Raw genomic sequence first — 22,069 nt, forward strand, 5'->3', positions numbered from 1 at the left:
ACAGGGTGCGCACTTTTTTTGTGACAAAAAGAAGAGAGGAGTTAAAACAAAATGGCGGAAAGCAACAAGATGAAGGAGATGCCGGTAAATAAGCTGATGATCCAGATGGGAATCCCGATGATCCTATCTATGGCATTGCAGGCAGTCTATAACATTGTAGACAGTGCATTTGTGGGAAATATGAAAGCAGGCAGTGAGGCAGCACTAAATGCTTTGACACTGGTATTTCCGGTGCAGATGCTTATGGTGGCAGTGGGGATTGGAACCGGTGTAGGAACCAATGCACTTCTTGCAAGGACACTTGGACAGGGAAACAGTAAAAAAGCTGCAAAGGTAGCAGGAAACAGTCTGTTTCTGGGAGTGATCATTTATGCGGTTTGCTTATTGTTTGGTATCTTTGGGGTGAAAGCATATATTTCATCGCAGACAGTAGATACAGAAGTACTTGAGATGGGGGTCAGCTATCTGAGGATATGTTGCGTAATTTCTTTTGGTATTATTTTCTTTTCTCTATTTGAAAAGTTACTCCAGGCAACAGGCCGTTCTCTTTATTCCACAATTGGTCAGGTGGTTGGAGCGGTTGTAAATATCATCCTTGATCCGATCATGATCTACGGTATTGGACCTTGCCCGGAAATGGGAGTGAATGGCGCAGCCTACGCAACTGTAATTGGACAGGTAGCATCAGCAGTATTACTGCTCATTTTTCATATCAAATTAAATAAGGAATTCGAGCATGGGGCGAAATATATGAAGCCGGATGGCGAAATTATCAAGGAGATCTATGCAATCGGACTTCCGGCAATCATTGCTCAGGCGCTGATGTCCATTATGGTTTATGTAATGAACCTGATCCTGAAGTTCGATCCGTCAGCACAGACGGCCTATGGTCTGTTCTATAAGGTACAGCAGTTTGTTTTGTTTCTTGCTTTTGGTCTGCGAGATGCAATCACCCCAATCATTGCATTTGCTTATGGAATGAGAAGTAAGAAGAGAATTCAGGATGGGATCAAATATGGTCTGATCTATACAATTGTGTTAATGATTCTGGGAATTGCAATCACAGAGATTTTCCCTGGGGCATTTGCAACGCTGTTTAATGCGGGACAGTCGAGAGAATATTTTATCGGAGCAATGAGAGTGATCTCTATAAGTTTCCTGTTCGCAGGAATCAATGTTGCTTATCAGGGCATTTATCAGGCACTGGATGGTGGTGTGGAATCGCTGGTTATTTCGCTTTTGAGACAGTTTATTATTATCCTGCCGCTGGCTGGAATCTTTTCTATGTTTGTCAGAAATGATCAGATGGGAGTTTCACTGATCTGGTGGGCATTTCCGATCACGGAAATAGTTTCCTGTTTTGTAGGATATGTGTTTTTAAAGAGAATCAGAAAAAATAAAGTAGATGTTTTGAATTAAGGAGGAATTGGAAATGGCAAAAAGAATCATTACGATCAGTAGAGAATTTGGAAGCGGCGGACGCTTTATCGGAGAAGAATTAGCGAAGAAATTGGGACTTGCTTATTATGATAAAAACATTATCAATGAGATCGCAGAAAAGTCTGGTTTATCTCCGGAATATATTCAGGAAAGTGCGGAACTGTCTCCGAAAAAAGGTTTGTTTGCATATGCATTTGCCGGACGTGATATCACAGGAAAATCAGTAGAAGACATGGTGTATGAGGCACAGAGAAAGGTTATCTTAGAACTGGCTGATAAGGAATCTTGTGTAATTATCGGAAGAAATGCAGATTATATTCTGAAAGATAGGGATGATGTACTGAATGTATTTATCCATGGGAATATGCCGGAAAAAACACAGCGTATTATGGGTTTGTATAATGTAGGAGAGAAGGAAGCTGTCAAAATGATGGCAGATACAGATAAAAGGCGTATGACGAATTATAATTTTTACACCGATCAGAAATGGGGAAAGGCCAGTAATTATACGTTGTGTCTGAATAGTTCACAGCTTGGATATGGCAGATGTGAGAAGCTTGTTATGGAATGTAGTAAATAATGAAATCCTCATGGTGAAAGTGGATTAAAGAAAATGTGATGAGAGCATTCATGAGTAAGTAGCGAAAGCGGATTGCGAATGTCCTATTTATATAACGTACACGAATGTAAATGGATATCTGATCCTGAATCTCACCTATAAATCCGGTGAGCAGATGGAGCAACTTGGCAAGTATATCATGTTGGTGCGTCTTTGAAGGACGTAGGTAAAAAATGTTTTGGAATTAATCTGATTGAAGATGCAGGTATTGTAAGAGATATTTTAAAGAGAGTGGAATTAGAAACAGAAGAATAGAAAAGTAAGTTATGCAGAAAGGCGTGAGTCATAAGAATATGGCTTGCGTCTTTTTCTGTCTGGAAAGGAAGTGGGGGAGCATGTAAATTATTATTTTAATGACCAGATGAGGGTATAAATTGCATTCCAAGTGCAGTGAATATAATGCGCATGAACATGAAATTTTAAATATTATGAAGACAAAATTTGGTTGATTAACCAGGTAAAAGTGATATACTGAATGCATAAGAAAAGAAACCGTGTGGAATTACAGTTTTGTTTTCACGCGGTTTTTTAGAAAACGAGAGTTAGATATTGCTAACATAAACACTGGCAGTTTTTTTGAAAATGAAAAAGAGGACGGATTTCTATGAGAATATTGATTTATGGTGCAGGTGTGATTGGATCCTTGTATGCGGTCTTATTTGCAGAAACTGGTTATGATACGAGTATTTATGCCAGAGGTAAAAGACTTGAGTTTTTAAAGAAAAATGGACTGCTTTATAAGAAAAACCAGAACATAAGGCGGGCAGGCACCAGATGAAATGAGGGAGCTGCATAAGCAATTTTATGCTTATATGAAAAAACTAAAGGAGGCCAGATATGAAATTTTATGAAAGTGGAGACAGTAGTAAACCAGTGATATTTTTATTTCCTGGTACCTGTTGCCTGTATAGTAGCTTTGATCATATACTGGATAGATTACATTCTTATTTTTACACGGTAACAGTTTCTTATGATGGATTTGATCCAAATGAGAAAACAGAATTTTATTCAATGGAAGATGAATGCGAAAAGATTGAGCAGGAAATCAAGAAAAAGTATGATGGAAGAATTAAAGCAGCGTATGGGTGTTCCCTTGGAGGAAGTTTTGTATCCCTTTTGATTCAGCGAAAAAGAATTCATATAGATCATGGCATCATTGGGAGCAGTGATATGGATGAAGCTGGTCAGTTTATGGCGAAAATTCAGTCATCTGTAGTTGTGCCGATTATGTATAAAATGGTACATACTGGTAAATTGCCTAAATTTATGCAAAAGAAAATAAATGAAGCAGATAAATCAAAGAAAGAAATGATTGATGGATTTTTAAATATGTTCGGCATTGAGCAGGGAGGAAATCCATGGATTACGAAACAGAGTGTTTATAATCAGTTTTATTCTGATCTGGTTACGAAAGTCCAGCATGGAATTGATGTGCCGGGAACTACGATACACGTGTTTTACGCAACAAAGATGGGCAGAAAATATGAAAAGAGATATTGTACTTATTTTAAAAATCCGGATATTCGGAGACATAACATGCAGCATGAAGAACTGTTTTGCTGTCATAGTGCAGAGTGGGTGGAAGAAGTAAGAAAGGCAGTGGAAGGCGACAGATAATGAAAGAAAAAGTGAATGTGACAGGTGTGCCGGAAACGATGGTACAGACTCTGTATGCAAGAGCAAAAGAAACAAGAAAGAAAAATGCTAAAATAAACGACGAAATTGCAGTAGAACTTGTGAAAAATCTTGATTATGACTTTTCTAAAGCGGATAAAGATAAAACCATGAACTATGGCGTGATTGCAAGAACAATTGTATTAGACCGGATGGTTGAGCAATATTTGGAGAAAAATGCAAATACAATTGTTATAAATATTGCATGTGGACTGGATACCAGATGTTATCGAATGAAAGGGAAATATCTGCATTGGTACAATATAGATTTGCCGGAGACTATGAAGATAAGGCGGCAATTTCTTCCAGAAACAGGTCCGATATATCAGATTGCAAAGTCTGCAATGGATGATTCCTATGTAGATGATATAGATTATCACTGTGAGAATGTTCTGGTAATAATCGAAGGGCTTACAATGTATTTGTGTGAAAAAGATATCAGAAAGATGTTTTTTATTATTGAAAAATCATTTCAGGAAGTAACCGTAATGGTCGAAACCATGTCACCTTTTGTTGTAAACCATGTGAAAGAAAAATCCATAGAGGGAAGCAATGCAAAATTCACATGGGGAGTTAAGAACGGAACAGAACTGCAAAGAATTGTGCCGGGATTTTCTGTTCAACAGGAAGTCAGTCTGGTTGAAGGAATGAAAAAGCTTATGCCGATTTATCGTGTGATAGGAAAGATTCAAATCGTTCGGAATATCTCAAACAAAATAATAGTTTTGGAGAAACGTGGCCGATATTAAGGAGATGATACAAATGAAGAAAAGACATTTTGATGTGGAAACAGATGGATTTTATGGTGCATACTGGAAATGCAAAACAGGATCAGACTGTGCAATGATTGCCATGATCGGGGATGATCCAGAGGATTATCTGGCGCGTACATCCGTGAAATGGCTACATAAACTCGGTGTGAATGTGATGACAATGTCACCTGGAAAAAAAGATTATGGACATCATAATTATCCATTGGAACGTATAGAGAAAGCAATCAATTGGTTAAAAGCACATGGTGATCAGAAGATAGGAATTGTCGGGGCATCTACTACAGGAACACTTGCATTGACTGCCGCTTCTTATTTTGAGGATATTATATTAACGATAGGTCTGACACCGAGTGATTTTATCTGGCAGGGATTTATGCAGGGCAAAAAAGATGGTTGTAAGGAATGGCCGATTGAAGGAGAATCTCTTTTTTCTTACAAAGGAGAACCCCTTCCGTATATGCCATTTTGCTACAAACATCCGGATTACTGGCATGTGATTAAGAAAGAAACAAAACGGACCGGTGATATGATTAATTCAAGAAAACTGTTTGATGACTCGGAAAAGGCTCACCCAATCACAGAAGACGAGATGATCAAGATTGAAAAAATCCATGGAACGTTATTGCTGATTGGTGCGGAAGATGATGTGTTGTGGGATACTGCAAAATATATCCGCCGTATGAAGCAGCGTATGAAAGAACATTCACACACATGCAGATTGGATTATGTCATTTATGAGCATGGAACCCATTTCGTTTTTCCGGAGAGCATGCTAAAGACAATGCTCCCGGTTGGATCCGGACTCTTTGTGAAACTGGCATTTCAGGCAGCAAGAAAACATCCGAAAGAATGTCGCAGAGCACGTCTGGATATTGACTGGCGGGTAAGAAATGCTGTTGCAAAATGGAAAAGAGTAGATAGATAAAAGATAAAGAAAATCTAAACAGCAGACTTGACAAATTCCTGTAATGAGTTAAAATATAACAGTGATATATAACACTGTTATATTTATGAAAAGAAAATTTTGAGGATACAAAAAGCATGTCGACGAAAGCAGAAGATACACAAAAAAATATATTAAATACAGCCAGAAAACATTTTCTGAAAGATGGTTTGACAGGAGCATCTTTAAGAAATATTGTAAAAGATGCAGGGCTTACTACTGGCGCATTTTACAAATATTATCCGACGAAAGAGGCACTTTTTGATGCACTGACGGATCCTTATATGGAACATATTTATCAGATTTATGACCAGATCGTTGAGGAGTTTGAAAAGCTTTCTGCCAGTGATCAGACAAGGAATATGTCGGATACATCCAGTGATGGGATGGAGAAGATGGTTGATTATATCTATGATCATTATGATAATTTCAGATTATTGTTGAAATGCGGAGACAGTGGAAAATTTGAACTATTCATACACAATATGGTAGAGCGGGAAATGAAGTCCAGCTTGAATTATATGGAAAAGATGAAAGAGAACGGTGTGAAAATACCGATTGTAGAGGAAAGCCTTATGCATATGATCTATACGGGATTTTTTTCATCAGTATTTCAGATCATTGAGCATGATATAGATAGAGAGACTGCAAAGAAAAATGTGCATCAGCTGAAAGAATTCAATACAGGTGGCTGGGAACGATTGTGGAATATTGAGTTTCCGGTATAACTGATGTAAGAATCCGGAATAGAATGTATGTGTTGCATGTTCTGGATTTCTGAACGAGAATCCGACAGGATAATAATATCAGGTGGCTGGTGCCAATAGGCCGCATGTTTTATCATACATAAGTTAGATAGAACTAACAAAAATAACAATAAAACGAAAGTAAGGAGTGAATGGATGTGAAAGAAAAAAAGAAGTCGGCAGTCAGCTGGATCCTGACATGGGCCGGACAAAAAAGAATTGCCTATGTATGGAGTGTGTTACTTGCAATAGGAAATGTGATTTTTAAGATTTTGCCGTATTTTATTATTGCAGATGTAGTAAAGCTGTTTTTAAATGGTGAAAAGGAGTTTAAAACATATCTTGCAAAAGCGGTTCTGATCGCATTGTCGTTTATCATTGCAGAATTGCTTCATTCACTCTCGACAGCATTGTCGCATAAAGCGACGTTTGCAGTACTCGCAAATATAAGAAAATCCTGCTGTGACAAACTGGCACGGGTACCTCTTGGTTATGTAAAGGATACATCCTCCGGCACATTTAAGAATATCATGGTGGAAAGAATCGACAGTATCGAGACAACACTGGCGCATATTGTCCCGGAATTCACGTCAAATCTGCTGGCGCCGGTTGTGATTTTGATTTATTTCTTCCTGACAGACTGGAGACTGGCACTCTGGTCATTGGTGCCGGTTATAGTGGGATTTCTTTCCTATTTTGGAATGATGCTGGATTATAAACCAAGCTTCGAGAGAACGGTTCAGACAACAAAAGATCTGAATGACGCGGCAGTGGAATATATTGACGGAATCGAAGTGATCAAGGCATTTGGAAAGACAGAAAGTTCTTATGCAAAATTTACAAAGGCGGCTATGGCTTATGCAGATTCCTTTATTTCCTGGATGAAACGGTGCTCGATCTTTCATGGACTGATGATGGTGGTCACACCTTATACGCTTCTTACGGTATTGCCGTTTGGGGCACATTATGTAGCCAATGGAACACTTGCGATTTCAGATTTTGTCATCTGTATTATTTTATCACTTGGAATCGTTGGACCGTTGATTACAGTGGGATCTTACACAGATGATCTTGGAAAAATTGGAGTAATCGTCGGTGAAGTGGCAGGAATTCTGGAACAGCCGGAGCTTGAACGTCCGGAGAAAAGTGAAAGAGCTCCCAAAGATAATTCCGTTACGCTTGAAAAAGTCAGATTTGGTTATCACGACAAAGAGATTCTGCATGGAGTAACTATGGAGCTGAAAGCAGGAACGGTAAATGCAATCGTAGGACCTTCCGGAAGCGGCAAGTCGACCATCGCAAAGCTGATTGCGTCCTTGTGGGATGTGGATTCCGGAAGTATTAAAATCGGTGGAGTTGATGTCAAAGAAATGTCGCTTGCAGATTTTAATCGGAAAATTGCATATGTTGCACAGGATAATTATTTGTTCAATGAAACGGTACGTGAAAATATCAGACAGGGAAATCCGGAGGCTACAGATGAACAGATCATCGAGGTGACAAAGAAAAGCGGATGCTATGAATTTATCATGCAGCTTGAGAACGGATTTGATACGGTTGTAGGGGGTGCAGGAGGACATCTGTCAGGAGGCGAGAGACAGCGTATCTCCATTGCAAGAGCAATGTTAAAGGATGCTCCGATCGTGATCCTTGATGAGGCAACTGCTTACACAGATCCGGAAAATGAGGCAATTCTGCAGAATTCTATCGCAAAACTGGTAGCAGGGAAGACCCTGATCGTAATAGCACACAGACTTTCTACTGTTAAGGACAGTGACCAGATCTTTGTTGTAAATGATGGAAATGTAACAGCACATGGCACACATGAGGAACTTCTGGTGTCATGCCCGCTTTATAAGGAAATGTGGAATGCCCATATTTCTGTAAAAGATACGGTGAAGGAGGGAGAATGATATGTTTGGGATTCTGGCAAAATTCTTTCGTTTTTCAGGCAGGGAAAATGGCAATAAATTTAAACTGTCGATAGTGATCGGACTCATAGAGGCTCTTGCTTCAGCAATGAAGATTCCGGCTATTATGTACATACTGATTGGTCTGCTGAGTGGGAAACCGACAGGAAAATATATTGGAGGCTCCGTTGCGATTATGGTTCTTGCAATTGTAGTCGACGTAATCTGCAAGAGATACTCTACAGTGCTTCAGACAGAGGGAGGATATAATGCAAGTGCTTTTATGAGAATCAAGATTGCAGAGCATCTGCGTTATCTGCCGATGGGATATTTTAATGCCAACAGCATCGGGGAAATTTCTTCTATTACGACGAATACAATGGAAATACTTGGCGATGTGGCTGCGAGAGTGGTTATGCTGACAATGCAGGGAATTCTGGAAACATCCATGATCATTCTTATGCTGTTTCTTTTTGACTGGAGAATCGGACTGATCGCTGCAGCAGGAGTACTTATTTTCTTTGGGGTCAATTCTGTGATGCAGAATGCGGGTAAAAAAGATTCAGAGCAAAAAGTGGTATGCGATACGGAGCTTGTAAACCAGATCATGGAGTATCTGCAGGGAATATCAGAAGTTAAATCATATAACTTGCTTGGGAAACAGGCGAAAAGATTAAATGATGCAAATGAAGCATGTGAAAAGATCAATACAAAGATGGAAATGCTGTTTGTGCCCTATCATTTTCTGCAAAGTGTGATAACCAAAATTACAGGTGCTGTGATCGTGGCTTGCAGTGCATATTTTTATATTAATGGAACTATGAGTGCGGTCTATGCGATCGGTATGACAATTTCAGCATTTATGCTTTATGCCAGTCTGGAATGTGCAGGAAATTATTCATCTCTTTTACATGTGGTAAGCGTATGTGTAGATAAAGCAAATGCAATATTGGAGCTGGATACCATGGATATCGACGGTAAAGAAATACAGCCGGAAAATTACGATATCAGACTTTCTAATGTTTCGTTTTCTTATGACAAACGGAAGATCATTGATGATATATCGCTCTCTATTCCGCAGAAAACGACGACAGCAATCGTTGGACCGTCTGGTGGAGGAAAATCAACACTTTGCAATCTGATTGCCAGATTCTGGGATGTGGATTCCGGGGAAGTGACACTTGGAGGCGTGAATGTAAAAGACTATAGTATGAACAGTCTGATGCGTAATTTTTCATTTGTATTTCAGTCTGTGTATTTGTTTGCAGATACCATTGAGAATAATATTAAATTCGGACGTCAGGATGCAAGCCATGAGGAAGTGGTGGAAGCGGCGAAGAAAGCATGTTGTCATGATTTCATCAGCAAACTTCCGAATGGATATGACACAGTGATCGGAGAAGGAGGAGCCACACTTTCCGGTGGTGAGAAGCAGCGTATTTCGATAGCCAGAGCGATTATGAAGGATGCGCCAATCGTCATATTGGATGAAGCAACGGCAAATGTTGATCCGGAGAATGAAAAGGAGCTGATGGATGCAGTAGATGCACTTACAAAGGAAAAAACGATTATTATGATTGCCCACAGATTAAAAACAGTCAGACATGCAGACCAGATTGTGGTTGTTGAAAAAGGAAGAATTGCACAGCAGGGAACACATGAGCAATTAATGAAACAGGAAGGTATTTATAAGAGATTTGTGGATGCAAGGCAGCAGGCGGTAAGTTGGAAACTGGTGCACTGAGAAATAATCCACAGTTGGTGAATATCCAAATTGAATTGTCTGAAAGAGATTTAATTTAAGTTTCGCTAAGTTTCACTTATATAGGCAGAATGAGGGATATTCAATAAAGTAATATGAAAAAAGCACTGAAAACCGTTGGATTGATATGCTCCCCATATGGTAGACAATGGAAATATCCAAAAATCTATCATATGAGGAGCATATTTTTATGTCTAGGAAACAGTATAGTAAGGAGTTGAAACTTGAGCTCGTAAAGAAACACCTTCCAACAAAAGAACATAAAGGGCTGAAGACGGAAATTATTTTTTTATTTTACGGGTCACAAATTTTTATGAAATAATTAGCACTCACCTCTTGACAGTGCTAACAAATAGTGTTATAGTTCTCCTAGAACAAGAAAAAAGCACAGCATTTCCGGTATGCGAATGTCGGAAATGCTTTTCATAGAATAGGAGGAAAGCCTATGAATATCAGTAAATTTACACAGAAATCCGTACAGGCTGTCCAGGATCTTGAGAAGATTGCTTATGAATATGGCAATCAGGAGATCGAAGAGGAACACCTTCTGTATGCCTTGCTGACACAGGAGGACAGCCTGATCCTCAAGCTGATCGAGAAGATGGAAATCCAGAAGGAATATTTTATTGATACAGTTAAGAGGGCACTGGATGCCAGAGTTAAGGTTTCCGGTGGAGAGCTTCGATTTGGTCAGTATCTGAACAAGGCACTGGTCAGTGCAGAGGATGAAGCGAAGGCTATGGGAGATGAGTATGTATCGGTTGAGCATCTGTTTCTCTCCATGCTGAAAAATCCAAGCCCGAGCATGAAGAAGCTGTTCAATGAATTTGGGATTACCAGAGAGCGTTTCCTTCAGGCATTATCTACAGTCAGAGGAAACCAGAGAGTTGTCAGTGACAACCCGGAGGCAACCTATGATACCCTGAATAAATACGGTGAGGATCTGGTAGAGAAGGCGAAGAACCAGAAGCTTGATCCGGTGATCGGCCGTGATATGGAGATCCGGAATATTATCCGTATTCTTTCCCGTAAGACCAAGAACAATCCGGTTCTGATCGGTGAGCCTGGTGTCGGTAAGACAGCTGCCATTGAGGGACTGGCACAGCGTATTGTGGCAGGAGATGTACCGGAAGGCCTTAAGAATAAGAAGATTTTTGCCCTGGATATGGGTGCGCTGGTTGCAGGTGCCAAGTATCGTGGCGAGTTTGAGGAACGTCTGAAAGCAGTACTTGAGGAAGTGAAGAAGAGCGAAGGGCAGATCATTCTGTTTATCGATGAGCTTCATCTGATCGTGGGTGCAGGTAAGACAGACGGTGCCATGGACGCAGGAAACATGCTGAAGCCTATGCTTGCCAGAGGTGAGCTGCACTGTATCGGTGCAACAACTCTGGATGAGTACCGACAGTACATTGAGAAGGATGCTGCACTTGCTCGTCGTTTCCAGCCGGTTATGGTAAATGAGCCGACAGTGGAAGATACCATTTCCATTCTCCGTGGCCTGAAGGAAAGATATGAGGTATTCCACGGTGTTAAGATCACAGATAGTGCATTGGTTGCAGCTGCCACACTTTCACACAGATACATTACAGACCGTTTTCTCCCGGATAAGGCCATCGACCTTGTTGATGAAGCCTGTGCGCTGATCAAGACGGAGCTGGATTCCATGCCGACAGAGTTGGATGAGCAGAGACGTAAGATCATGCAGCTGGAGATTGAAGAGTCTGCCCTGAAAAAAGAAACTGATAACTTAAGTAAAGAGCGTCTGGCTGATCTGCAGAAAGAACTTGCAGAGCTGAGAGATACTTTTAATACCCAGAAAGCTCAGTGGGATAATGAGAAGCATTCTGTAGAGAAGCTTCAGAAATTACGTGAGCAGATCGAGGATATCAATAAACAGATCCAGAAAGCAAAACAGAATTACGATCTGGAGAAAGCAGCAGAGCTGCAGTATGGTGAGCTGCCGAAGCTTCAGCAGCAGCTGGAGATTGAGGAAAAGCAGGTTAAGGAGAGTGACAGAAGCCTGGTACATGAGGCTGTTACGGATGATGAGATCGCACGTATCATTTCCAGATGGACCGGTATTCCGGTAACCAAGCTGACAGAAGGTGAGAGAACCAAGCTGCTGGGCCTTGAGGATGAGCTGCACAAACGTGTAGTAGGACAGGATGAGGGTGTTCGTCTTGTAACAGATGCGATCCTTCGTTCCAAAGCCGGAATCAAGGATCCCACAAAGCCAATCGGTTCATTCCTGTTCCTCGGACCAACCGGTGTTGGTAAAACAGAGCTTGCCAAGACTCTGGCTGCCACACTGTTTGACGATGAGCAGAATATGGTCCGTATCGATATGAGTGAATACATGGAGAAATATTCCGTGTCCCGTCTGATCGGAGCGCCTCCAGGATATGTCGGATATGAGGAAGGCGGACAGCTGACAGAGGCCGTTCGAAGAAAACCGTACAGTGTTGTTCTTTTTGATGAGATCGAGAAGGCTCACCCGGATGTATTCAATGTACTTCTGCAGGTACTGGACGATGGACGTATCACGGATTCACAGGGACGTACGGTTGATTTTAAGAACACGATCCTGATCATGACCTCCAACATTGGTTCTCCATACCTTCTTGACGGTATCGACGAGAAGGGAGATATCAAACCGGAAGCACAGGAACAGGTTATGAATGATCTTCGTGGTCACTTCCGTCCGGAATTTCTGAACCGTCTGGATGAGATCATCATGTTCAAGCCGCTGACCAAGGATAATGTAGGTAAGATCGTAGATCTTATGGTCAAAGAGCTCAGCGACCGTCTGGCTGACCAGGAGCTTTCTCTGGAGCTTACAGATGCTGCCAAACAGATGGTAGTGGATAACGGTTATGATCCGGTTTACGGCGCACGTCCTCTGAAGCGTTATCTCCAGAATTATGTGGAGACACTGACAGCCAAGAAGATCCTTTCCGGTGATGTGCATGCCGGAGATACCATTGTGCTGGATGTGAAGGACGGAGCGTTTACCGTCAGCACGAAGTAAAAAATAACTCCATAAAGTTATGATAGATTGACAAGAAAAAGAACTGTCGGTTCTGATAGAAATCCATTTCAGGATGAAAATCGGAACCAGGCAGTTCTTTTTTTGGACAAGGAATGGAATATTTTTATCAGATACTGAAGAAATAAAAAATCCTGAAAAATTTTTTTACTGGCTCTTGACAAAAAATAAAATTGGTAAGATAGTAAATCTGATATTTCAGATCAGACAGCTATCCAGCAGCATCTGGGATATTGGATAAATATCAGATAAAAGGATGGAAACAGATTATGATACCAAAGGACCCGGTAATGCTTTTAAGTTACGTAAATACACAGCTGCGGGATTTTTACAGATCCCTGGATGCCTTCTGTGAGGACAGAGGACTTAACCGGAAAGAACTGGAGGATAAGCTTGACATGATCGATTATGCTTATGATCCGGCTGTGAATCAGTTTGTATAAGAAAATCAGGAACAGAAAGAAGTACCCGTTTCGAATAAAAAAACGAAGCGGGTATTTTTTTTGCGAAAAAAATAGGAAAAACAGCAGAAAATAAATTAGCTTGACAAATTAATTAATAGATTTCAGGTGGAAATTAAAGAAGCTGTAAATCTTAAAAAAGTGTAAAATTCACAAAAACCAATTGCATTTTTTGTGCAGATGTATATTATATATAGTTAGCCGACTAATTAAAAAAGAAGATCACTGCTTCGTATATCATTAACAGGGAGCAGGTGTTTGATCGGATGAGAGAGGAGTGACAGCGTGTTTTGTAAGGAGGAAGATGAGAAAGAAAAGCAGAGCAGTTTTTTATCTCTGTTTATGAAGGTAGACCGTCATTTTATGACGAAATGCTTTAGTCAGATGCAGGAGCTTGGGATTTATCCGGGACAGATCCCGGTTCTGGGGCTTGTGTCCGGACGGGATGGCCTGAGTCAGCGGGAAATTGCAAAGATCCTGCATATCAAGCCGCCTACGGTAAATGTATCTATACAGAGACTGGAGAAAGCAGGCTTTCTTTATAAGAAACCGGATGAAAAGGACCAGCGTGTGACCAGGATCTACATGACAGAAAAGGGAAAGGAAATCAAGGCAAAAGCACTGGAACGGATCCATAAAAATGAGGCTGTAATGATGGAAGGCTTCAGTGAGGCGGAACAGTGCCTGCTTCGGAGATTTCTGGAGCAGATCCTTGTAAATATCGAAAAGATCCAGCCGGAGGAAGCCATAGAAAAGCTCCAGCCGGATGAAATGACAGAAAGGAAGGAACAGAAACGTGATTAAACTGATGAAATATCTGAAACGATCTGCAGGTTACATCGTACTCATCATTGCGCTTCTTTTTCTTCAGGCATACTGTGATCTGTCCCTGCCGAATTACACATCAAATATCATTAATGTGGGAATTCAGCAGAACGGTATTGAAGACAGTGTTCCTGAGAAGATCAGAAAGACGTCCATGGACAGTCTGAAGCTGTTTATGGAAGAGGATGATGCGAAAACTGTGGATGGATTTTATGAGGAAGAGGGAGATGATCTGGTATTAAAGGATAAAATCTCCAAAAAAGACAGAGAAACGCTTAACGATATCTTCGGCAAACCGATGGTGATCGTTTCTACTCTGACGTCTGACAGTGAAGAATCAAAGGCAGCTCTTGCAAAAATGGGAATCCCGGAAGGGACGGATCCACTGGCGGCTCTTTCTCAGATGCCTGCAGAGGCTCTGGCTGCTATGAAGGAGCAGGTCGGAGAAAAGATCGACAAGATGCAGGAATCCATCATCACACAGGCAGGTGTTTCCTATGTTCGTGCAGAATATGAAGCTATGGGTGAAGATGTGGATGCCATACAGATGGATTACATGAAAGCAACAGGTATCCGCATGGTGCTGATGGCACTGGTCACCATGATGGCTGCAGTATGTGTGGTATTTCTTTCATCCAGAGTTGCTGCATCTATGGGACATGATCTCCGTGGGCTGGTTTATAACAAAGTCATAGGTTTTTCCAGCAGAGAGTACCATAAGTTTTCAACAGCATCCCTGATTACACGATGCACGAACGATATCCAGCAGATCCAGCAGGTAATGGCTATGATGTTCCGTATCGTGCTTTACGCGCCGATCCTTGGAATCGGTGGTGTGATCCGCGTGCTTCAGAGAGATTCCTCCATGACATGGATCCTTGGGGTGGCCATTGTACTGATCATGGCATTTATGGCAATGCTGTTCAGGATCGCAATGCCGAAATTTACAGCCCTGCAGACCATGGTAGATAAGCTGAACCTGGTAACAAGAGAAATCCTTACCGGTATTCCGGTTATCCGTGCATTCAGCCGGGAGAAACACGAGGAGGAGCGTTTTGAGGATGCAAATATCACTCTGACGAAGACAAACCTCTTTGTAAACCGTTGTATGACATTTATGATGCCGGTGATGATGCTGATCATGAACGCAGTTTCCGTACTGACCATCTACAGCGGTTCTTATGCAGTAGACAGCGGAAGCATGCAGGTTGGTGATGTTATGGCGTTTATCCAGTATGCAATGCAGATCATCATGTCATTTTTGATGATCACAGCAATGTCTATCATGCTGCCGAGAGCAAATGTATCTGCACGCCGTATCAACGAGGTGCTTGAGACAGAAGTCAGTGTCCAGGATCCGGAGGATCCGGTACAGCCTTCCCAGGATTTGAAGGGTACTGTAGAATTTGATCATGTAAGCTTCGCATATCCGGAGGCAGGAGAGAATGTTATCACAGACATTTCTTTCAAGGCAGAAAAAGGTGAGACAGTAGCGATCATCGGAAGTACAGGAAGCGGTAAGAGTACACTGATCAATCTGATCCCGCGTTTCTATGATGCAACAGAAGGATCTGTGAAAGTGGATGGCGTGGATGTCCGGGAAATGACACAGAAGGATGTCCGTGACAGGATCGGTTACGTTCCACAGAAGGGTGTACTTTTCTCAGGAACCATTGATTCCAATATCCGTTACGGAAAGACAGAGATTTCGGAAGATGCAGTGAAAAAAGCAGCAGGGGTTGCACAGGCTACGGAATTTATCGACACCAAGCCGGAGCGATATAAGACTCCGATCGCACAGGGAGGAAGCAATGTTTCCGGTGGACAGAAGCAGAGGCTTTCCATCGCCAGAGCTATCGCAAAAGATCCGGAGATATTTATCTTTGATGACAGCTTTTCCGCACTGGATTTCAAAACAGACAGCACACTTCGAAAAGCGCTGAAAGAACATACAAAAGAAGCAACAACCATTATCGTGGCACAGCGTATCAGTACGATCTTAAATGCAGATAAGATCCTTGTACTGGACGACGGACATATGGCAGGGATCGGAAGCCATAAGGAGCTGATGAAGTCCTGCGAGGTATATCGCCAGATTGCCATGAGTCAGTTATCAGAGGAGGAATTGGCATGAGTCAGCAGAGAAGAAGAGGCCCGATGGGCGGACACGGAATGCAGCCAACAGAGAAGGCCAAGGACTTCAAAGGCTCCATGAAAAAGCTCTTTGGCTATATGGGCAGATATAAATTCCGTTTTATCCTGATGTTTATCTTTGCAGTGGCAGGTACAGCGTTTAATATTGCAGGCCCGAAGATACTTGGAAAAGCTACCACAGAGCTGTTCAATGGTCTGGTTGCCAAGGTAAACGGCACAGGCGGTATTGATTTCGGTAAGATCGGAATGATCCTTTTGTGGACTTTGGGACTGTATGTGGCAAGTGCATGTTTTTCCCTAATCCAGGGCTTTGTCATGACGGGGATTTCAAATGATGTCACATACAATCTCCGAAAGGATATTTCAAAGAAGATCAACCGTCTGCCAATGAATTATTTTGAAAGCAGAACAAACGGTGAGATCCTTTCCAGGGTGACAAATGATGTGGATACCCTGCAGATGAGCATCAATCAGAGTATGACACAGCTGATCACATCCGTAACAACACTGATCGGTGTATTTATCATGATGCTTTCCATCAACGTGTGGATGACACTGGCAGCAGTGCTGATCCTGCCGGTTTCCATGTTTATCATTAATAAAGTAATGAAACACTCCCAGAAATATTTCCAGGCACAGCAGGAGTATCTGGGAAAAGTAAATGGTCAGGTGGAAGAGAATTTCGGCGGCCATGATGTGGTAAGAGTATTCAACAAAGAGCAGGATGTGCTGAAGGAATTTGAGCATGACAACCAGAAGCTTTATGAGTCTGCATGGAAGTCACAGTTCTTTTCCGGAATGATGATGCCGATCATGCAGTTTGTGGGAAATCTGGGATATGTGATGGTGGCACTTCTCGGAGGGCTTTTTGCCATCAAAGGAACTATCGAGGTTGGAGATATCCAGTCCTTCTTCCAGTATATCCGTAACTTTACACAGCCGATCCAGCAGATCGCCCAGGTTACAAACCTTCTGCAGTCCTCGGCGGCAGCTTCTGAGCGGGTATTTGAATTTCTTGAGGAGCCGGAGGAAGAGCTTCAGCCGGAGAACCCGGATTCCATTGAGGGACTGGAAGGAAATGTACAGTTTGAGCATGTGAAATTCGGTTATAATCCGGATAAGATCATTGTTAATGATTTTTCCGCAGATGTGCATGACGGTCAGAAGATCGCCATTGTAGGACCTACAGGCGCAGGAAAAACGACGATCGTAAAGCTGCTGATGCGTTTTTATGATGTAAATGGCGGAAGCATCAAGGTTGACGGACATGATATCCGGAACTTCAACCGCAGCAATCTCCGTGAGATGTTTGGAATGGTGCTGCAGGACACCTGGCTGTTTTCCGGAACCATTATGGAAAATATCCGCTACGGAAGACTGGACGCAACGGATGAAGAGGTGATCGCAGCAGCAAAAGCGGCCCATATCCACAACTTTATCATGCAGCAGCCCGGCGGCTATCAGATGGTCCTGGATGAGGAAACCAGTAATGTTTCCCAGGGGCAGAAGCAGCTGCTTACCATTGCAAGAGCGATCCTGGCAGACAATAAGATCCTGATCCTGGATGAGGCCACATCTTCCGTTGATACAAGAACAGAAATGCAGATCCAGAAGGCTATGGATAACCTGATGAAGGGCAGAACCAGCTTTGTTATCGCCCACAGACTTTCTACCATTAAGGATGCAGATCTGATCCTGGTGATGAAGGACGGAGATATCATTGAGCAGGGAGATCATGAAGAGCTGCTGGCACGGAAGGGCTTCTATGCGGATCTGTATAACAGTCAGTTTGAGAAAAAAGAGGCTCAGGCGTGAGACTGAGATCGATCGTTATTATTTAAAAGGTGCGAAGCGGATTTCGAATGTCCGCTTCGCTTTTTTACTCTATACATCTGTTCCGCTTTCGGGTATAATTCTGTAATAAACACTCCGGAGCATGTTTTCGGAAATAATCCTGGAGTGTCCATGAAAAATGACAGAAACGGGAGGATTTTACCATGATCATAACAACAACACCATCGGTAGAGGGAAGAGCAATCCGTGAATATAAAGGAATCGTATTTGGAGAGGTGATCTCAGGAGTTAATTTTATGAAAGATCTTGGCGCGGGTCTTCGGAATTTCTTTGGCGGCAGAAGTGCCTGTTATGAGGAAGAGCTTCAGAAGGCCAGGGAAGAGGCACTGGAAGAACTGGAACAGCGGGCAGGAGCAATGGGCGCCAATGCAGTGATTGGCGTGGACATTGATTATGAGGTACTTGGCGCGGATAATGGCATGCTGATGGTTACAGCAAGCGGAACAGCGGTAGTGGTGGATTAAGGCGTATGGCAGCAGTAAAAAACGGACGGAAATATCTTGCACATGTAACAGGAACTCTGCGTCACCGGATCACACAGCTGGATGATTCCATAGAGGCCGGTCAGAAAGAAATCGAAGGAATGCACGAGTATTACTGGGAAAACTACACAGAGATGGACCAGTATGGCTACGAAAATTTCGATAACCAGCAGGCACTTTTCCATGAGATCAATGCCAGCAATGAAAAGATCGAGCTGCGCCGCAGATTCCGTAAGATGATGGATTCACCATTCTTTGGTAGAGTGGATTTCTGCTATGAAGGTGATGATGAGCCGGAGATCTTTTATATAGGTATCGCAAACCTTGCGGAGGAAAACGGTGGTCTGCCTCTGATCTATGACTGGAGGGCACCGGTGTCCGGATTGTTCTATGATTTTGACAAAGGACCGGCCTCCTATCAGGCCCCGCTGGGTGAGATCCATGGAGATATTGCGGCAAAGTGGCAGTATAAGATCCGTGGCGGAAAAATGATTTACGAGTTCGAGAGCGATGTGAAAATTGATGATGAGATCCTGAAGGCAGAGCTTGGAAGCAACGGAGATGTACAGCTGAAAAACATTATCCGAACCATTCAGAAGGAGCAGAATGCTATTATCCGAAACACCTCGGACAGGATCATGGTGATTCAGGGGGCTGCAGGAAGCGGAAAGACTTCCATTGCCCTGCACAGGATCGCATATCTCCTTTATCATGACAGAAAGAATCTGAAATCCTCTTCAGTGCTGGTACTTTCGCCCAACGGAGTATTTTCGGATTATATTTCCCATATCCTGCCGGAGCTTGGTGAGGAGAACATCCGGGAGATGAGCTTTGATCTTTTTGCCTATAAGAGACTGAAAAATACAGTGTCTGACTGCGAGGATCGTTATGATCTGATCGAGCGGCAGATTTCAGGCTTATGTGATGAGGAGCTTCTGAAGGAAAAACAGTCCCGGGATTTTCTGGACCGTATGGAAGGGTATCTGGCAGAACTGGAAGACAGTCTTATGAATTTCCGGGATATAGAACATCGTGGCGTAGTAAAAAAAGAACAGGAAATTATTGAACTGTTTTATTTTAAATTCATGGATATCCCGCTGCTTTCCAGAATGGATGCAGTGGCAGAGTATTTCATTGATGAGGTGGAAACGCTGAAGGGCTTTGACCTTCCGGAGGAAGAAAGGGATGCTGTGAAGAGTCGTTTTTACCGGATGTATGAGACAAGAGATCTTTATGTGTTATACAATCGTTTCCTGAGGCAGGAGGGATTTCCGGCGCTTCCACAGGTACAGTACGAAAAAAGAAAGCTTCGTTATGAGGATGTGTATCCGGTTCTGTATCTGAAATACCGTCTGGAGACCCAGCAGGAAGACAGCGGTGTCCGCCATCTGATCGTGGATGAGATGCAGGATTATTCCATGATCCAGTATCTCATCATCCAGAGGCTTTTTAAATGCAAAATGACGATCCTGGGAGATCGGGAGCAGACCATGGATGGGGACCAGCAGGATGTGCTTACATTCCTTCCGAAGATCTTTGGCAAGGATATCAGAAGGATCGTGATGAATAAGAGTTACCGTAATACCATTGAGATTGCTTCCTATGCGAATAAGCTTGCGGGGATCACAGAGGTGGAGCTTTTTGAACGCCATGGAAAACCGGTGGAAGAGAAAGAATTTACGGGGCTTACCGAGGCACTGGAGCGTGTGGTAAAGGAACTGAGACTGGAGAAGCAGACAGTGGCGGAAGCCGACGAAGACATGCCGGAAAATGCGGCTTCGGAGACAGATGGGACTGAGACCGGGGAGGAGCTTTCTTACGAGACAGCAGCGGTGATCACCAGAACTGCAGATGAAGCGAGAGAGGCATATTATATTCTTCAGAAAAAACTGGAAGCAGAGGGCTTTGACACAAAGGAAAGGCTGTCACTGCTTCACAGGGACAGCACAAATTTCAAAAAAGGTCTTACTGTTACCACGTTTTATATGGCAAAGGGACTGGAATTTGATCAGGTATTTTCTGTATTTCCGGGGACTGACAGAAGTCCGATCGTGCAGAGAGCCAGATATATTGCGGCAACCAGGGCGCTGCATGAATTGTATATGTATGAAATAACAGAATAAATAACATTACAAAACGCTGTAAATGGAAATGTGAGCTGTCTCTTCATCTTACCGGCTATACCAGCAAAATGGAGAAACAGCAGTGATAAATTTCCTTTTACAGCGTTTTTTTGTTTATTTCATATTTTCGCAGAAGATTTCTTCCATGGATCCGGTAAGAGGAACGCCAAGCTTCTGCAGGGTTCCGTCCAGAGCATGGAAAACTTCACGTACATTGTAGAAAGCTGCATTATTTCCCATGTGACCGATGCGGATAACCTTTCCGGCAAGGACATCGAAGGAGCCTGCCAGCATGATGTTATAGTCTTTTCTGACTCCGTCCAGGATCGCAGCGGCAGTGGTGCCTTCCGGGACTTCAAAAACAGTTACCGTGTTGGAATAGCCGCTGTGGAGATACAGCTTAAGTCCGGCTCCTGTAATGGCCTTTCGGGAGGCTGCGGCGATTTTGGCGTGGCGTGTAAGGATCCCGGGATCATCGGCAATGTTGTCAATAGCAGCCCGCAGACCATAGATATCGCTGATCGGCATGGTATATGGAAACCATTTTTCTTCATAATAATGTGCGAAGGTTGTGAGGTTTGCGTAGAAAGAAGCGATGGGTGCCTTTCTTTCAGTCATTGCCTTCTTTGCATCGCTGCTGACTACAACAAAGGTAAGTCCCGGAGGTGCAGATACCACCTTCTGTGATCCGCCGCACATGATATCGATCTGGCATGCATCAATGTTCAGAGGCTCGCCGAAGGAAGCGGAGACAGAATCTACAACGGTAAGGATCCCGTATTTTTTAAGAAGCGGGCAGATGGCAGCTACATCGTTAAGCATGCCACTTGGAGTATCGCCGTGTACTACGGTTGCGTATTTGTAGTCATGATTATCCGCAAGGAAGGCTTCCAGTTCCTTTACATCGAGAGTGTTCTGATAATCTCTGGTATAAAGCTCCGGTCTGCCTCCGTACATGGAAACAAAATCGGCAAAGCCTTTTCCGTAGATACCATTGTCCAGAACAAGAACCTTATCTCCGGGCTCAGTCATGGAAGCAATGGCAGCCTCCAGTCCAAGGATACCCTCACCGCTTAAGATGAGGGTTTCGTTGGAGGTATGGAGAAGAGAACTGATCTTCTCGCAGGTTTCTTTATAAAATTCGACAAAATCTTCGTCCAGATCCGGATTTGTGCATTCCATGCTTCTTGCCAGACGGACATTTTCTGCGACCTGTGTAGGTCCCGGTGTCATGATCTTATACATAAGCTCACCTCT

Annotated in this window: 16 protein-coding genes and 2 pseudogenes; 17 read left to right on the forward strand and 1 reads right to left on the reverse strand. The window is 42.8% G+C overall.

The window, feature by feature from the left end; all coding sequences use genetic code 11:
* Positions 1 to 51 precede the first annotated feature (51 nt).
* The 17 genes and pseudogenes from LKD46_RS04180 (at position 52) to LKD46_RS04260 (ending at position 20,812) form a co-directional block, all read left to right on the forward strand.
* A complete protein-coding gene (locus LKD46_RS04180; protein ID WP_227573841.1) occupies positions 52 to 1,419 on the forward strand; it encodes an MATE family efflux transporter in 1,368 nt (455 codons plus the stop codon).
* A 13-nt stretch (positions 1,420 to 1,432) separates the two neighbouring features.
* Entirely contained in the window at positions 1,433 to 2,020 is a 588-nt protein-coding gene (locus LKD46_RS04185) for a cytidylate kinase-like family protein (RefSeq protein ID WP_015527242.1), read from the forward strand.
* A gap of 85 nt (positions 2,021 to 2,105) precedes the next feature.
* Positions 2,106 to 2,210: pseudogene (locus LKD46_RS16850) on the forward strand (TnpV protein); the annotation flags it as partial.
* Positions 2,211 to 2,663: 453 nt separating this feature from the next.
* Positions 2,664 to 2,825: pseudogene (locus LKD46_RS04195) on the forward strand (ketopantoate reductase family protein); the annotation flags it as partial.
* Positions 2,826 to 2,896: 71 nt separating this feature from the next.
* Positions 2,897 to 3,676, forward strand: coding sequence for an alpha/beta fold hydrolase (locus tag LKD46_RS04200; protein WP_119234210.1), 780 nt, complete (start codon positions 2,897 to 2,899; stop codon positions 3,674 to 3,676).
* On the forward strand, positions 3,676 to 4,482 hold the full coding sequence (locus tag LKD46_RS04205; protein WP_227573842.1) for a class I SAM-dependent methyltransferase: 807 nt from the start codon (positions 3,676 to 3,678) through the stop codon (positions 4,480 to 4,482). Before LKD46_RS04200 ends, LKD46_RS04205 begins: the two co-directional genes overlap by 1 nt.
* A 13-nt stretch (positions 4,483 to 4,495) precedes the next feature.
* Positions 4,496 to 5,431 (forward strand): acyl-CoA thioester hydrolase/BAAT C-terminal domain-containing protein, encoded by a 936-nt coding sequence (locus tag LKD46_RS04210; protein WP_227573843.1) that lies wholly within the window; start codon positions 4,496 to 4,498, stop codon positions 5,429 to 5,431.
* Positions 5,432 to 5,547: 116 nt separating this feature from the next.
* The gene (locus LKD46_RS04215) at positions 5,548 to 6,177 is read left to right on the forward strand and encodes a TetR/AcrR family transcriptional regulator (protein WP_227573844.1); all 630 of its coding nucleotides are present in this window, start codon (positions 5,548 to 5,550) and stop codon (positions 6,175 to 6,177) included.
* A gap of 176 nt (positions 6,178 to 6,353) precedes the next feature.
* A complete protein-coding gene (locus LKD46_RS04220) occupies positions 6,354 to 8,108 on the forward strand; it encodes an ABC transporter ATP-binding protein (protein ID WP_227573845.1) in 1,755 nt (584 codons plus the stop codon).
* Between the two features lies 1 nt (position 8,109).
* Entirely contained in the window at positions 8,110 to 9,849 is a 1,740-nt protein-coding gene (locus tag LKD46_RS04225) for an ABC transporter ATP-binding protein (RefSeq protein WP_227573846.1), read from the forward strand.
* A 463-nt stretch (positions 9,850 to 10,312) separates the two neighbouring features.
* Positions 10,313 to 12,895, forward strand: coding sequence for an ATP-dependent chaperone ClpB (gene clpB / locus LKD46_RS04230; RefSeq protein WP_092068413.1), 2,583 nt, complete (start codon positions 10,313 to 10,315; stop codon positions 12,893 to 12,895).
* 287 nt (positions 12,896 to 13,182) lie between these two features.
* A complete protein-coding gene (locus LKD46_RS04235) occupies positions 13,183 to 13,356 on the forward strand; it encodes a DUF4250 domain-containing protein (RefSeq protein WP_044961487.1) in 174 nt (57 codons plus the stop codon).
* 303 nt (positions 13,357 to 13,659) lie between these two features.
* A complete protein-coding gene (locus LKD46_RS04240; protein ID WP_227573847.1) occupies positions 13,660 to 14,178 on the forward strand; it encodes a MarR family winged helix-turn-helix transcriptional regulator in 519 nt (172 codons plus the stop codon).
* On the forward strand, positions 14,171 to 16,333 hold the full coding sequence (locus tag LKD46_RS04245) for an ABC transporter ATP-binding protein (protein WP_227573848.1): 2,163 nt from the start codon (positions 14,171 to 14,173) through the stop codon (positions 16,331 to 16,333). Before LKD46_RS04240 ends, LKD46_RS04245 begins: the two co-directional genes overlap by 8 nt.
* Entirely contained in the window at positions 16,330 to 18,168 is a 1,839-nt protein-coding gene (locus tag LKD46_RS04250; protein WP_227573849.1) for an ABC transporter ATP-binding protein, read from the forward strand. Before LKD46_RS04245 ends, LKD46_RS04250 begins: the two co-directional genes overlap by 4 nt.
* A gap of 182 nt (positions 18,169 to 18,350) precedes the next feature.
* Positions 18,351 to 18,671 carry a putative heavy metal-binding protein gene (locus tag LKD46_RS04255; RefSeq protein ID WP_118608392.1) on the forward strand — a complete coding sequence of 107 codons (321 nt, stop codon included), beginning with the start codon at positions 18,351 to 18,353 and terminating at the stop codon, positions 18,669 to 18,671.
* Positions 18,672 to 18,676: 5 nt separating this feature from the next.
* Positions 18,677 to 20,812, forward strand: a complete 2,136-nt coding sequence (locus LKD46_RS04260) for a HelD family protein (protein WP_118608391.1) — start codon at positions 18,677 to 18,679, stop codon at positions 20,810 to 20,812.
* A 114-nt stretch (positions 20,813 to 20,926) separates the two neighbouring features.
* Here the strand turns inward: LKD46_RS04260 and LKD46_RS04265 are convergent, their stop codons facing one another.
* Positions 20,927 to 22,057 carry a pyridoxal-phosphate-dependent aminotransferase family protein gene (locus LKD46_RS04265; protein ID WP_227573850.1) on the reverse strand — a complete coding sequence of 377 codons (1,131 nt, stop codon included), beginning with the start codon at positions 22,055 to 22,057 and terminating at the stop codon, positions 20,927 to 20,929.
* Between the last annotated feature and the right edge of the window lie 12 nt (positions 22,058 to 22,069).

The sequence above is a fragment of the Blautia fusiformis genome (assembly GCF_020686995.1).
In the GTDB taxonomy this organism is placed as follows: domain Bacteria; phylum Bacillota; class Clostridia; order Lachnospirales; family Lachnospiraceae; genus Blautia_A; species Blautia_A fusiformis.